Source organism: Rhodococcus sp. JG-3 (genome assembly GCF_000482405.1).
Lineage (GTDB): Bacteria > Actinomycetota > Actinomycetes > Mycobacteriales > Mycobacteriaceae > Rhodococcoides > Rhodococcoides fascians.
The window spans coordinates 3,886,005-3,898,665 of sequence record NZ_KI519398.1 but is presented as its reverse complement, the minus strand read 5'-3'; the positions used below and the strand labels follow the sequence as shown (position 1 = coordinate 3,898,665).

General features: G+C 66.0%; 13 protein-coding genes. 12 read left to right on the top strand and 1 reads right to left on the bottom strand.

Annotated elements, in window-relative coordinates:
- Positions 1 to 29 precede the first annotated feature (29 nt).
- The 10 genes from K414_RS0119865 to holA all read left to right on the top strand — a co-directional run bounded on the left by K414_RS0119865 (position 30) and on the right by holA (position 9,440).
- Entirely contained in the window at positions 30 to 911 is an 882-nt protein-coding gene (locus K414_RS0119865; protein WP_027497532.1) for a MoxR family ATPase, read from the top strand.
- A gap of 1 nt (position 912) precedes the next feature.
- On the top strand, positions 913 to 2,328 hold the full coding sequence (locus K414_RS0119860; RefSeq protein WP_027497531.1) for a VWA domain-containing protein: 1,416 nt from the start codon (positions 913 to 915) through the stop codon (positions 2,326 to 2,328).
- Positions 2,325 to 3,149, top strand: a complete 825-nt coding sequence (gene nadD / locus K414_RS0119855) for a nicotinate-nucleotide adenylyltransferase (protein WP_080729207.1) — start codon at positions 2,325 to 2,327, stop codon at positions 3,147 to 3,149. The genes K414_RS0119860 and nadD overlap by 4 nt, the downstream gene beginning before the upstream one ends.
- Positions 3,146 to 3,535, top strand: a complete 390-nt coding sequence (gene rsfS / locus K414_RS0119850; protein WP_027497529.1) for a ribosome silencing factor — start codon at positions 3,146 to 3,148, stop codon at positions 3,533 to 3,535. The genes nadD and rsfS overlap by 4 nt, the downstream gene beginning before the upstream one ends.
- Positions 3,532 to 4,185 (top strand): histidine phosphatase family protein, encoded by a 654-nt coding sequence (locus K414_RS0119845; RefSeq protein WP_027497528.1) that lies wholly within the window; start codon positions 3,532 to 3,534, stop codon positions 4,183 to 4,185. Before rsfS ends, K414_RS0119845 begins: the two co-directional genes overlap by 4 nt.
- On the top strand, positions 4,172 to 4,924 hold the full coding sequence (gene octT, locus K414_RS0119840) for a diglucosylglycerate octanoyltransferase (RefSeq protein ID WP_027497527.1): 753 nt from the start codon (positions 4,172 to 4,174) through the stop codon (positions 4,922 to 4,924). Before K414_RS0119845 ends, octT begins: the two co-directional genes overlap by 14 nt.
- Entirely contained in the window at positions 4,921 to 5,769 is an 849-nt protein-coding gene (locus K414_RS0119835) for a DegV family protein (RefSeq protein WP_027497526.1), read from the top strand. The genes octT and K414_RS0119835 overlap by 4 nt, the downstream gene beginning before the upstream one ends.
- Before the next feature lie 106 nt (positions 5,770 to 5,875).
- Positions 5,876 to 6,832, top strand: coding sequence for a ComEA family DNA-binding protein (locus K414_RS27465; protein ID WP_081701630.1), 957 nt, complete (start codon positions 5,876 to 5,878; stop codon positions 6,830 to 6,832).
- Positions 6,829 to 8,412, top strand: a complete 1,584-nt coding sequence (locus K414_RS0119825; RefSeq protein WP_152530451.1) for a ComEC/Rec2 family competence protein — start codon at positions 6,829 to 6,831, stop codon at positions 8,410 to 8,412. The genes K414_RS27465 and K414_RS0119825 overlap by 4 nt, the downstream gene beginning before the upstream one ends.
- 50 nt (positions 8,413 to 8,462) lie before the next feature.
- Entirely contained in the window at positions 8,463 to 9,440 is a 978-nt protein-coding gene (gene holA / locus K414_RS0119820; protein ID WP_179273972.1) for a DNA polymerase III subunit delta, read from the top strand.
- A gap of 75 nt (positions 9,441 to 9,515) precedes the next feature.
- Here holA and rpsT read toward each other — a convergent pair whose 3' ends face one another.
- Positions 9,516 to 9,776, bottom strand: coding sequence for a 30S ribosomal protein S20 (rpsT, locus tag K414_RS0119815; protein ID WP_027497522.1), 261 nt, complete (start codon positions 9,774 to 9,776; stop codon positions 9,516 to 9,518).
- A gap of 355 nt (positions 9,777 to 10,131) precedes the next feature.
- Here rpsT and K414_RS0119810 point away from each other — a divergent pair, with 355 nt between their 5' ends.
- The gene (locus K414_RS0119810) at positions 10,132 to 11,685 is read left to right on the top strand and encodes a circularly permuted type 2 ATP-grasp protein (RefSeq protein WP_230073984.1); all 1,554 of its coding nucleotides are present in this window, start codon (positions 10,132 to 10,134) and stop codon (positions 11,683 to 11,685) included.
- A complete protein-coding gene (locus tag K414_RS0119805; RefSeq protein WP_027497520.1) occupies positions 11,686 to 12,660 on the top strand; it encodes an alpha-E domain-containing protein in 975 nt (324 codons plus the stop codon).
- Position 12,661: the final 1 nt, after the last annotated feature.

Below are 12,661 nucleotides of genomic sequence, written 5' to 3'. Positions count from 1 at the left end.
GCCAGACCCGATCTTCCAGGAGTTGTGACGTGGACCGTGCCCTACCGACGACACCACCGTTGTTCGCGAGCGTGAACGATGTTCAGGCCCGTCTGGCCGAGACGGGGTATCTGGCCGACAAGGCCACGGCCACATCGGTTTTTCTCGCCGATCGCCTCGGCAAGCCGCTGTTGATCGAGGGTCCCGCCGGAGTCGGCAAGACCGAATTGGCGCGCGCGGTCGCGCAGTCGACCGGAGCCGAACTGGTGCGACTGCAGTGCTACGAGGGCGTCGACGAGGCGAGGGCTCTGTACGAGTGGAACCACGCCAAACAGATCCTGCGTATCCAATCCGGCTCGAGTGCCGACTGGGACTCGACGAAGCTCGACGTGTTCTCCGAGGAGTTTCTGCTGGCTCGGCCACTGCTGCAGGCCATTCGCCGAACCGAGCCGACCGTGCTCCTGATCGACGAGACCGACAAAGCAGATGTCGAGATCGAGGGCTTGCTGCTCGAGGTGCTCAGCGACTTCGCGATCACCATTCCCGAGCTGGGCACGATCACGGCGGAGCGCACCCCGTTCGTCGTGTTGACCTCCAATGCCACGCGCGAACTGTCGGAAGCTCTCAAGCGCCGCTGCCTGTTCCTGCACCTCGACTTCCCCGACGCGGACCTCGAGCGTCGAATCCTGGCCAGCCGCGTTCCCGAACTGCCCGAGGCGATCGCGGAGCAGATGATCAAGACCGTCCGCGTGCTCCGAGGGATGCAGCTCAAGAAGTTGCCGTCGGTGGCCGAGACGATCGACTGGGGTCGCACACTCCTGGCCCTCGGTATGGACACCCTCGACGACGACGCGGTCCGGTCGACGCTCGGAGTCGTGCTCAAGCATCAGTCGGATCAGGTGCGCGCCGCCGCCGAACTGCGGCTGAACTGACATGCTCGCCCCACACGGAATTCCCGGGCATCTCGTCGGTTTCGTCGAGGCGTTGCGTAAGCGTGGGATCTCGGTGGGGCCGTCGGAGACCGTGGATGCCGGACGCGTGCTGGCGGTGTTGGATCTGTTGGACCGAGAAGCGGTCCGCGAGGGGCTGGCCTGCGCGCTGCTGCGACGTCCGACGCACCGCGGGGTGTTCGACGCGTTGTTCGACCTGTGGTTTCCGGTGGCATCGGGTACCAGGGATTCGGGGCAGATCGACACCGCGCTGCCTCGCACCGAGACAGGCGAGGTCGATATCGATGCGTTGCGTGAACTGATCGTCGAACTGCTCTCGGACGACTCGGCGGAGGCGGCCGAACTGACCCAGATGCTGGCGGCCCAGATGGTCGAAGAGCTCGGTCAGTACAAGTCTTCGAACGGGCCGTCGTTCTCGGCCTATCAGGCGTTGCGTGATGTTGCTCCCGACACGCTGCTTCGCAAGATCCTCGACGGCCTGCTGGGCCGGAGTGACGACGTGCCGGATCGGCCCACCGACGACTACGAGTCGGAGGTGGCCAAACGTACTGCAGCGCAACGTATTGCCGACCTACGCAAGATGGTCGAGAGCGAGACGAGGCGACGGTCGGCCGAGAAACTGGGCCGCGACCGGGTAGCGAGCTACGGCGTGCCGAAACTGGCGGAGGAAGTCGATTTCCTGCGTGCCTCGGACGCGGAGATGGTTGCATTGCGGCGTAACGTCGCACCGCTGGCGCGGTTGCTGGCCTCGCGACTTGCGGTGCGCCGCAGTCGAAGCAGGCACGGCTCCATCGATCTGCGACGCACGCTGCGCAAATCCATGTCGACCGGCGGTATTCCCATCGATCTGGTGGAGCGTAAGCCGCGTCGTGCCCGGCCGGAACTGGTTGTGCTGTGCGATGTCTCGGGGTCGGTGGCCGGATTCAGCAACTTCACCCTGCTGCTGGTGCACGCTCTTCGTGAACAGTTCTCCCGGGTGCGAATCTTTGCGTTCGTCGACTCCACCGACGAGGTGACGCGGTTCTTCGATTCCGGGGCAGACCTCGGGGCAGCCATGAGCCGGATCGTGCGGGAAGCGGACCTCGTGACCTACGACGGTCATTCGGATTACGGGCATGCCCTGACGACGTTCGACGAGAAGTACGCGCAGGTCATCACCAGCCGCAGTTCGGTTCTCGTTCTGGGCGATGCCCGGACGAACTATCGCGAACCGAAGCTGCCGGCGTTGGCCCGAATCGTCTCGGTGGCCAAGCACGCCTACTGGCTCAACCCCGAGCCCAAATCTCAGTGGGGATCCGGTGATTCGGCGGCCAAGGTGTATGCGGACGTGATTGCGATGCACGAGTGTCGGTCGGCCCAACAGCTCGCGACGGTGGTCTCACGACTGTTGCCGGTATGAGGCGTGTAACCGGCGTCGCTGCCACGGACGTAGAATCGTCGGTTGTGCAGCACGAATCCGGCCCCGGTGAGGACACGAACACCACGCCGACTCTCCGGTTGGGGGTCATGGGCGGCACTTTCGACCCCATTCACCACGGTCACCTCGTGGCTGCGAGCGAGGTGGCGGCCACGTTCGGTCTGGACGAGGTCATCTTCGTTCCCACCGGGACCCCGTGGCAGAAGGAGGGCCGGTCGGTCAGCCCGGCCGAGGACCGCTACTTGATGACGGTCATCGCCACCGCGTCGAATCCTCGGTTCTCGGTGAGCCGGGTCGACGTCGACCGAGAAAAGTCGACCTACACCGTCGACACCCTGAGGGATCTTCGAGCGCAGCACCCCGATGCCGAGTTGTACTTCATCACCGGTGCCGATGCGCTCGAGTCCATCCTGACGTGGCAGAACTGGGAGGAGCTCTTCGAGCTCGCGAAGTTCGTCGGAGTGACGCGGCCGGGGTTCGAGCTCGGCGTCGATCATCTGGCCAACCATCTACGATCGTTGCCCGCCGACACTCTCACATTGATGGAAATCCCGGCACTCGCGATATCGTCGACGGACTGCCGACGTCGTGCCGGTGAAAATCGGCCGGTCTGGTACCTCGTCCCGGACGGCGTCGTGCAATACATCTCGAAGAGGAACCTCTATCGACCACGGGGCGCGCAGCGCCTCGACGGATCCGTCACCATGTCGGAACCGGCGCCACAGAAGAAGCAACCGGCCGGGTCGGTCACCAGCGCAGTGACCGCGAACCCGAGCCATACGAGTGGGAGTACACCGAAGTGACTGCAACAGCCGAAGCCGCCGAGATGGCGCGTATCGCCGCGCTCGCAGCCGACGACAAACTGGCCAGCGACGTGGTGATCCTCGACGTCTCCGACCAGCTCTACATCACCGATTGCTTCGTGATCGCCTCCGCGCCCAACGAGCGTCAGGTCAACTCGATCGTGGAGAACATCGAGGACCAGCTTCGTGAGGCCGGACACAAGCCGGTGCGTCGCGAGGGTACCCGAGAGGGCCGCTGGGCGCTGCTGGACTACTCCGACATCGTGGTGCACGTCCAGCACAACGAAGAGCGCAACTTCTATGCGCTCGAGCGACTGTGGAAGGACTGCCCGACGATCGAGGTTCCGGGCCTTGGTCAGCATCCGGCACCGGAACCGGAGCAATGATCCGGCGGCTCATCCTGCTTCGCCACGGTCAGACTGACTACAACGCCACCGACCGTATGCAGGGCCAGCTCGATACCGATCTGTCCGAGCTGGGCCGCAGTCAGGCGAAGACGGCCGCGGCCGAATTGGCTGTCCGCGCGCCCATCCGCATCGTCTCGTCCGATCTCAAGCGCGCTCTCGACACTGCGGAAGCTCTCGGGGACGCGGCTGGAGTCCCGGTGTCCACGGACGAGCGGCTGCGGGAGACACATCTCGGCGACTGGCAGGGACTCACCCACACCGAGGTGGACGACATCGCCCCCGGGGCGCGTCCGGCCTGGCGTGCCGACGCAACCGTCGCCCCGCCCGGTGGGGAAAGTCGCATCGACGTTGCGAACCGCAGCGTGCCGCTGGTGCGTGAGCTCCTCGGCGGCGTCCCCGAGTGGGGTGCCGACGGCGACCAGCGACCACTGGTGCTCGTGGCGCACGGAGGGTTGATCGCTGCCCTGACCGCAGCGTTGCTCGCACTGCCGACCGATCGCTGGCCGGTGCTCGGCGGCCTCGCCAACACCAGCTGGGTACAGCTCGGTGCGCACGGACCCGGTGACAACCCGTCCTGGCGGCTCGACGTCTGGAACGCCTCGGCGCGGGTGGCCAGTGACGTCCTCTGAGGAGGCCGCCGCGCGCCCCGTGCTGCTCGTGCTGGCGGACTCGCTGAGCTATTACGGACCCGAGGGCGGGCTGCCGGTCGACGATCCTCGGCTGTGGCCCAATATCGTTGCTGCAGAGCTGGATTGGGATGTCGAGCTGGTAGCCCGCATCGGCTGGACGAGCCGCGATGCGTGGTGGGCTCTGACCCAGGATCCGCGAGTGTGGGCGGTGATACCGCGGGCCGGTGCCGTCGTACTCGGAATCGGCGGCATGGACTCGTTGCCGTCGCCGCTACCGACCGCGTTGCGTGAGCAGATCCGCTACATCCGTCCGCCCGCACTTCGGCGGGTCGTTCGCGCGGGTTATCAAGCGGTGCAGCCGGTCCTGTCGCATCTGGGTTGGCCGGTGGCGCTTCCGCCGCGACTGAGTGTCGACTACCTCGAGCAGACCCGCGCCGCATTGGCCTACGTGCGGCCGGAATTGCCCGTCGTCGGTACCTATCCGTCGGTGCATCGGTGCGACGCCTACGGGCGGGTGCATTCGGGGCGCGAGCCCGCGGTACGAGCGCTGCGTGCCTGGAGCGACGAAAACGGTGTTCCGATGGTCGATCTCGCGGAGGCAGTTCGTCCGAACATCGAGTCCGAGAACGCCAACCCCGACGGAATCCACTGGGGTTGGGATGCACACGTGGCCGTGGCCGACGCAATGCTGACGGTGTTGCGACCGGTGGCAGCGGCGGCAGCGATCCGGCACCCATGACCGTCGCCGTCGTCACCGATTCGTCGTCCTGCCTGCCCGCGTCCATAGCCGCCGAGTGCGGTATCACGGTGGCACCGCTGCATGTGTTGGTGGACGGCGTCGACCATCGTGAGGGTATCGACGAGATTCCCGAACAATCGACCGACGGAAAGCCGGTGACGACCGCGGGGGCGTCTCCGGGCGAGCTGACCGAGGTCTATGCCGCAGCTCTCGAACGCAGTCGCGGGGCGGGCGTCGTCGCACTGCACATCTCCCGGGGCCTGTCGAGCACCTGGGAGGCTGCGCGGCAGGCCGCCGAGCAGATCGGATCGTTGGTGAAGGTTGTCGATTCCGGTTCTGCTGGAATGGGATTGGGCTACCCGGCGCTGGCAGCAGCGTATGCCGCAGCGGGTGGAGCCGGACTCGACGAGGTCTACGACAATGCTGTTCGCAGGTCTGCGTCGTCGAGATGTTTCATCGTCGTCGATCGATTGGATCACCTGCGCCGCGGCGGCCGTATCGGCACTGCCGCAGCCCTGCTCGGTACGGCCCTGGCGATGAAGCCGGTGCTGCACATCAGCGATGGTGCGCTGGTGTTGCGCGAGAAGACGCGAACCTCCTCGAAAGCACTGAGCAAGCTGGTGGACGCGGCAGCTGCCGCGGCGGCCGACATCGGTACGCAATCCGGGGTTGTCGTGGCTGTGCATCATATGCAGTGCGCCGAGCGAGCCGAGGACGTCTCAGCCATGCTGATGGCGCGTATCCCGGACCTGACCAGCGTCGACGTGCTGCCGTTCGGTGCGGTGCTCGGTGCACACGTCGGTCCCGGTGCCGTCGGCGTAGTCGTCGCTCCTGGTCATCGGTAGGGCGTATCGAGCCGGTCATCCACAGACTCTCGGTTGTGCACAGGGCAGTTCGCGACCACTGTTCGCCCCGGTCAGGTCCGTCCGGAGGGCGCTAGCGTCCTGAGACATGGGCGGCGACGACGATCGGGCACACACGGTGGCACGATTGAATTCCGTGCGGAGGCAGAGTGATTCCGCGCGCGCCGAGCCGCGCCGAGTCGACGAATTCGATGACCCCCAGGGCGAGCCGCCGATCGGGCAACCACAGGCCGGCGTCGTGCATCCCGATCCGGAGTGGCTGCTTCCTGCCGTGCAGCGTCCCGAATCACCATGGTCGTCGTTGCTACCGCAGCGGTGGCGATTCGCGCGGGTGGATCCCGGCCGACCCGGTGTGAAGGCGTTGGCGGCGGCGGGTGTGTTCGTGGTCCTCGTCGCCGGCTTCGCGGTGTTTCGAGATGCGCCGACGCCTGCGCCCGCACCACCACTGGCGGTGGTCTCCACCGACGCCGCCGATGCCCGCGCGCCGGACTCGGCGTTGTCCGAATCCGGATCGTCGAGCCGGCCGCCGGACAGAACGGCCGGCACGGCACCGGTTGCCGAAACAGAACTTGTCGTCAGTGTCGTCGGACTCGTCGCGCATCCCGGTCTCGTTCGGCTGCAACCGGGCTCGCGCATCGCCGACGCCTTGGCTGCAGCGGGAGGGGCCGTGGAGGGTGCCGATCTGTTGGCGCTGAACATGGCAGCTCGGGTGTCGGACGGCGATCAGATCGTCGTGGGGCTCGTGCCGGCTCCGGCGGCCCCTCCGGTCAGCGGCACCACGTCGGGTCAGGGCGCAGGGCCGGGCGGAGTTGCCGGTTCGACGACGGACCAGGCGGGCCCTGCCGCCGGCGGAGCAGTGGACCTCAATACGGCCACGGTCGCAGAATTGGATGCGCTGCCCGGTGTGGGACCGGTGACGGCAACGTCGATCGTGAGCTGGCGAGACACGAACGGCCGCTTCGTATCGGTCGATCAGCTCGCCGAGGTCGACGGTATCGGCCCGGGCCGGCTCACCAAGATTCGCGACCTGGTCCGAGTCTCGTGACCGGGGTGCCGTCGTCGACGGACTCCGAGGAACCAGTTCCTTTCGACATCCGCCTGATTCCGGCGGCAGCGGCGTCCTGGTCGATCACTGCGACCGGTATTCTCGCCGGTCCGAGCGCGGCGGTGAAGGCCACGGTGGTGACGTGCGCGATCGTGGTGCTGGGAGCCGTTGTGCTGCAGAGGATCTCGAAGGGTCGAGCGGACACCGCGAGACACGTGTGGTCCGGGGCGGCCGCGGTGATCGTCGTGGCGTTGTGTTTCGGCGGTGCGATCTGGCTCCAGATGCGCTCGGTGGCGGAGCATCCAGTGGCTGCGGCCGCGCAGAATCGGGCATGGATCACGGCAGTGGTCGACATCGAAGACCCGCGACGTCTGCCCGCGCCCGGGCCGCCGATGGTGATGTTGCAGGCGGAGATGACCCGCGTCGATGTCGGTGGCGAGGCGCTCTACGTCGGCGGCCGGGTATCGATCGTGGCGCCGGAGTCGACATGGTCGGCACTGCTTCCGGGCCAGCAGATCACGGTCCGGGGCCGGCTTGGGGTACCCACCAGGTCCGATATGACCGTGGCCGTCATCCGAACGACCGGTCCGCCGGTGGCAGTGGGTGAGCCCGGACCGGTCTCGTCGGCGGCGGGGTCGTTTCGCTCGAATCTGGCAGACGTGGCGCAGAATTCGCTCCCGTCGGACCGGGCAGGTCTACTGCCGGGCCTCGTCGTGGGCGATGTCTCACGATTGGACGAGCAGGTAGTCGAGAACTTCCGAGCCGCGGGCTTGACGCATCTGACGGCGGTGTCGGGTGCGAACTTCTCGATCCTGATCGGTGCCGTGCTGTTGGTGTTGCGCGGCATAGGGATAGGGCCTCGCGCGACCGTCACGATTGCCTTCGTCGCTCTGATCGCCTTCGTCGTCGTGGCCAGACCGTCCCCGAGCGTGTTGCGCGCCGCGGTGATGGGGTCGATCGGTTTGCTGGCCTTGGTGACCGGCAGACGGAAGCAAGCGGTCCCGGCCTTGTGCGGCGCGGTGTTGGCACTACTCGGGTGGTGGCCGCGGCTCGCCGTGGACGTCGGATTCGTGCTGTCGGTGTTCGCCACCGCGGGGCTGGTGCTGGTGGCACCGATCTGGGTGGACTGGCTGCGGGCCCGAGGATGGCCCCGGGCAGCTGCGGAGGTGGTGGCGGTCGCCGCGGCGGCCCACGTGGTGACGGCGCCCGTCGTCGCGGCAATGGCGGGAACGTTCAGCGTGGTGGGTGTGGTTGCGAACGTACTGGTCTCGCCGGTCGTCGCCCCCATCACCGTGGTGGGCATCGTGACGGCGGTGTTGGCTGTGGTCAGTACCTCGCTCGCCGACATGACGGTGCAACTGGCGTCGGCACCGTTGTGGTGGTTGATCACGGTGGCCGAGCGGGCGGCGTCGGTGCCGGCAGCATCGGTCGTCGTTCCGGAGGGTGTCCGAGGAATCGCGGCGGCGACCGTCGGCACTGTCGTGCTCCTGGGCGCGCTGCGATGGGCGTTGTTCCGCTGGGTGTCGGCCACGTTCGCGATTGCACTTCTGGCGCTGTGGACGGCCCACGTCGTGTGGTGAGTGACGGTCCGAAGCGGATGTCCGTGGTGTCGGCGGCGCATGGCACGATCATGGTCGTGACTTCGAGTGTGGCTCCTCTGCATCTGGTACTCGGCGACGAGGAACTACTGATGGATCGTGCGGTGGCCGCGATCGTGACGCAGGTGCGTGCGAATGCGGCGATCCCGGGGGAGGACCTCCCGGTCACCCGGCTGCGGACCGGTGACGCAAGTGCTCCCGAGCTCGCCGAACTGCTGAGTCCGTCGCTGTTCGCCGAGGACCGTGTCGTCGTACTCGAGGCGGCGGCCGAGGCCGGTAAGGATGCAGTCGCTCTGGTGCTCGACGCGGCTACCGATCCACCCGAGGGTGCCGTCGTGGTGGTCATGCATTCCGGCGGCGGCCGCGCCAAAGCGATGGTCGGTGCCCTCCAGAAATGCGGGGCTCAGGTCCACGAATGCGTCAAGCTCACCAAACCGGCCGAGCGGATCGATTTTGTCCGAGGCGAGTTTCGCGCGGCGGACGTCCGCGTCAGCGGCGAGGTGATCGAGGCTGTCGTCGAGTCCGTCGGTAACGAACTCCGCGAATTGGCCTCGGCGTGTTCACAGTTGGTCTCCGATACCGGAGGCAAAGTCGATCTGGCCGCCGTGCGTCGGTACTACTCGGGCAAAGCGGAGGTATCGGGATTCGACGTCGCGGACAAGGCCGTCATCGGTGATCGTGCCGGCGCTCTCGAAGCCTTGCGGTGGGCGATGCACCGGGGAGTGGCCCACGTTCTTCTCGCGGATGCGCTCGCCGATGCCGTGCGCACCATCGCGCTCGTCGGCTCGGCCGGTCGCGGTGACCCGTTCCGGATGGCAGGCGAACTGGGAATGCCGCCCTGGAAGATCAAGAAGGCGCAGGGCCAAGCGCGCGGCTGGAACGGCCGCTCGATAGCGCAGGCCCTGCGTGTGGTGGCGCAGCTGAACGCCGACGTCAAAGGTCAAGCAGCGGACGCGGACTACGCGGTGGAGCGAGCTGTCGCCGAGGTCGCCTCGTTGGGTGACCGCTAGCGGGGTGCCCGGCGCACGACAAAGCCCGCTGCGTCCTCGTCGGATGCAGCGGGCTCGGTCGAGCTCAGTACGAGATCAGAGCTTGTTGACTGCGAGAGCCAGTGCCGACTTCTTGTTAGCGGCCTGGTTCTTGTGGATGACGCCCTTGCTGGCGGCCTTGTCGAGCTTGCGGCCGGCATCGAGGAGAATCTCGGAAGCCTTGTCCTTGTCGCCCGCAGCCTGTGCCTCGCGGAACGAGCGGATGACGGTGCGAAGGGAGGACTTCACCGACTGGTTGCGTAGGCGTGCACGCTCGTTGGTGAGTATCCGCTTCTTCTGGGACTTGATATTGGCCACGCGTAAAATCCTTGTCGTCTTCGTCGGTATTCCGGTCAGGGCGATCCATGCTGGAATGCCCGAAGTCTGCTGCTGAGCGTTGAGCCCTGCGCCGAAGATCGAGAATACCAGCACAGGACGGCAGAACCCAATCCGGCGTCGCCCTCCACAGCCGTTTCAAGAATTTAACGCTTCTACCGCGCCTAACTCCTGTCTCTGTAGCAACATTGCCAGGATGAGTCCGCGATCGGCAACGCATGCCGCCTCCAAGGCCAAAGCGACCAGAACGAAGTCAGCGGATCGTGTCGAACCCGATGCAGACGGGGTGTTCGGGGGGTACTCCGACGTCGGAAAGTACAGCCTCGCCTTCGACGAGATGTTCGACTCGGACGGTCGTACTCGAACGCCGTACAAAGGAATCCACACGGCGCTCGCCCCGGCGAACGCCGTGGACCTGGACGCCAGATCGGATGCGCTCGGACGCGCGTTCGTCGACCAGGGCATCACGTTCTCGCTGTCCGGCCAAGAACGCCCGTTCCCGCTCGATCAGGTGCCCCGCGTCATCGCAGCAGGGGAGTGGTCGCGTCTCGAACGCGGCATCAAGCAGCGCGTCAAGGCTCTCGAGATGTTTCTCGCCGACATCTACGGAGACCAGGAAATCCTGCGGGACGGCGTCGTTCCGAAACGCCTGATCACGTCGTGCGAGCACTTCCACCGTGAGGCCGTCGGCATCACCCCGCCCAACGGCGTACGTATCCACGTTGCCGGAATCGACCTCGTGCGCGACGCGCAGGGCACGTTCCGTGTCCTCGAAGACAACCTGCGCTCACCCTCGGGCGTCTCCTACGTCATGGAGAACCGCCGGACCATGGCCCGGGTGTTCCCGGACCTGTTCGCCAGTCACCGCGTGCGTGCCGTCGGCGACTACGCCTCGCATCTGCTGCGGGCACTGCGCGCATCGGCCGCCCTCAACGAGGCCGACCCGACCGTGGTGGTTCTCACTCCGGGCGTGGCGAACTCGGCGTACTTCGAGCACTCGCTGCTCGCTCGGCTGATGGGCGTCGAGCTCGTCGAAGGTCGAGACCTGTTCTGCCGAGACAACATCGTCTACATGCGCACCACCGAGGGTGAGCGTCAGGTCGATGTCATCTACCGACGAATCGACGACGACTATCTCGACCCCATGCAGTTCCGTCCCGACTCGGTGCTGGGAGTAGCAGGTCTGGTCAACGCCGCCCGCGCAGGCAACGTCGTCATCTCGAGTGCCGTCGGAAACGGCGTCGGCGACGACAAGCTCGTCTACACCTACGTTCCCACCATCATCGACTACTACATGGGCGAGAAGCCGCTGCTGGCCAACGTCGACACGTTCCGGTGCTGGCTCGACGACGAGTGCGAGGAAGTCCTCGACCGCATCGACGAACTGGTGATCAAGCCGGTGGAAGGTTCTGGCGGCTACGGCATCGTCTTCGGACCCGACGCCTCGCCGAAGGAACTCGCCACCATCAGCAAGAAGGTCCGCGCGGATCCGCGCGGCTGGATCGCCCAGCCCGTCGTACAGCTCTCGACGGTGCCGACGAAGATCGGCGATCGCTTGGTACCCCGCCACGTCGACCTGCGGCCGTTCGCGGTCAACGACGGCGACGACGTCTGGGTGTTGCCCGGCGGACTGACCCGAGTGGCGTTGCCGGAGGGGTCCCTGGTGGTGAACTCCAGCCAGGGCGGTGGCAGCAAGGACACCTGGGTGCTCGCCACTCGGACCTCTCAGGAGGAGCAGGAACTTGCCGGCGACGAGATCGTCAGCGTTCCGCCGGAGTCACCGATGGCCGAACAAGGCCCGGAGCTGACGATGGACCAACAAATGAATCAGCAGCAGCAGCAGCAACAGCAGCAGGCAACGAACTCGGACTCGAACGGCGGTGGACAGTAAATGCTCGCGCGCAACGCAGAGTCGCTCTACTGGATCGGGCGGTATGTGGAGAGAGCGGATGACACGGCCCGCATTCTCGATGTCACCGTCCACCAACTTCTCGAAGACGCCACAGTCGATCCCGACCACACTTCGCGAGTGTTGTTGCGAGTGCTCGGTTTCCAGCACGAGCCGGACGTCTCGCTCGACGTGTGGTCGCTTACCGAGGTCGTCGCCTTCAGCCGCGACGGATTGGGTTCGATCGTGGACTCACTGTCGAGTGCGCGCGAGAACGCCCGAGGTGCGCGTGAAGTCACGTCCAGTGAGATGTGGGAGTGCTTGAACACCACGTACAACGGATTGAACGAGCGCATCAGGGCGTCCAAGCGCACCGGCCCGGCCGAGTTCTTCAGCTACATCGAGGAGCGCGCCGCGATGTTCGCCGGTCTCGCGGACTCCACCCTCAGCCACGACGACGGCTACCGCTTTCTCCTGCTCGGTCGCTCGGTCGAGCGCATCGACATGATCGTTCGGTTGTTGCTCTCGCGAGCCGGTGACCGGCCGTCGTCGCCGGCGTGGGTCACTGTGCTTCGCTCGGCCGGTGCCCACGACACCTACCTGCGCACCTACCGCGGCGCGCTCGATGCCCAGCGAGTACTGGAATTCATGTTGTTGGACAGGCTCTTTCCGCGATCGGTGTTCTACGCACTCAACGAGGCGGAACGATCACTCGATCAGCTCGACCATCAGCCCAACAGTCGAGTCGGTGCGCGCGCAGAGGCGCAGCGTCTACTCGGTCGCGCTCGCAGCGAACTCGAATTCCTGCGTCCCGGTGAAATTCTCGACGATCTGCAGGAGCGCCTGCTCTCCCTGCAGGAAACCTGCCGTGAGCTCGGTGATGCGATCTCCAAGCAGTATTTCCACGCCGCTCCGTGGGTGGCGTGGACGGACGCCGGCTCGGGAACATTCGAAGATCAATTGGAAGGTGAACTGTGAG

Excerpts from the sequence above, each read along its gene's own strand:
- K414_RS0119860 (WP_027497531.1), top strand. The coding sequence starts at position 913 with ATGCTCGCCCCACACGGAATTCCCGGGCATCTCGTCGGTTTCGTCGAG.
- nadD (WP_080729207.1), top strand. The coding sequence starts at position 2,325 with ATGAGGCGTGTAACCGGCGTCGCTGCCACGGACGTAGAATCGTCGGTT.
- K414_RS0119845 (WP_027497528.1), top strand. The coding sequence starts at position 3,532 with ATGATCCGGCGGCTCATCCTGCTTCGCCACGGTCAGACTGACTACAAC.
- K414_RS0119835 (WP_027497526.1), top strand. The coding sequence starts at position 4,921 with ATGACCGTCGCCGTCGTCACCGATTCGTCGTCCTGCCTGCCCGCGTCC.
- K414_RS27465 (WP_081701630.1), top strand. The coding sequence starts at position 5,876 with ATGGGCGGCGACGACGATCGGGCACACACGGTGGCACGATTGAATTCC.
- holA (WP_179273972.1), top strand. The coding sequence starts at position 8,463 with ATGGTCGTGACTTCGAGTGTGGCTCCTCTGCATCTGGTACTCGGCGAC.
- K414_RS0119810 (WP_230073984.1), top strand. The coding sequence starts at position 10,132 with ATGTTCGACTCGGACGGTCGTACTCGAACGCCGTACAAAGGAATCCAC.
- K414_RS0119805 (WP_027497520.1), top strand. The coding sequence starts at position 11,686 with ATGCTCGCGCGCAACGCAGAGTCGCTCTACTGGATCGGGCGGTATGTG.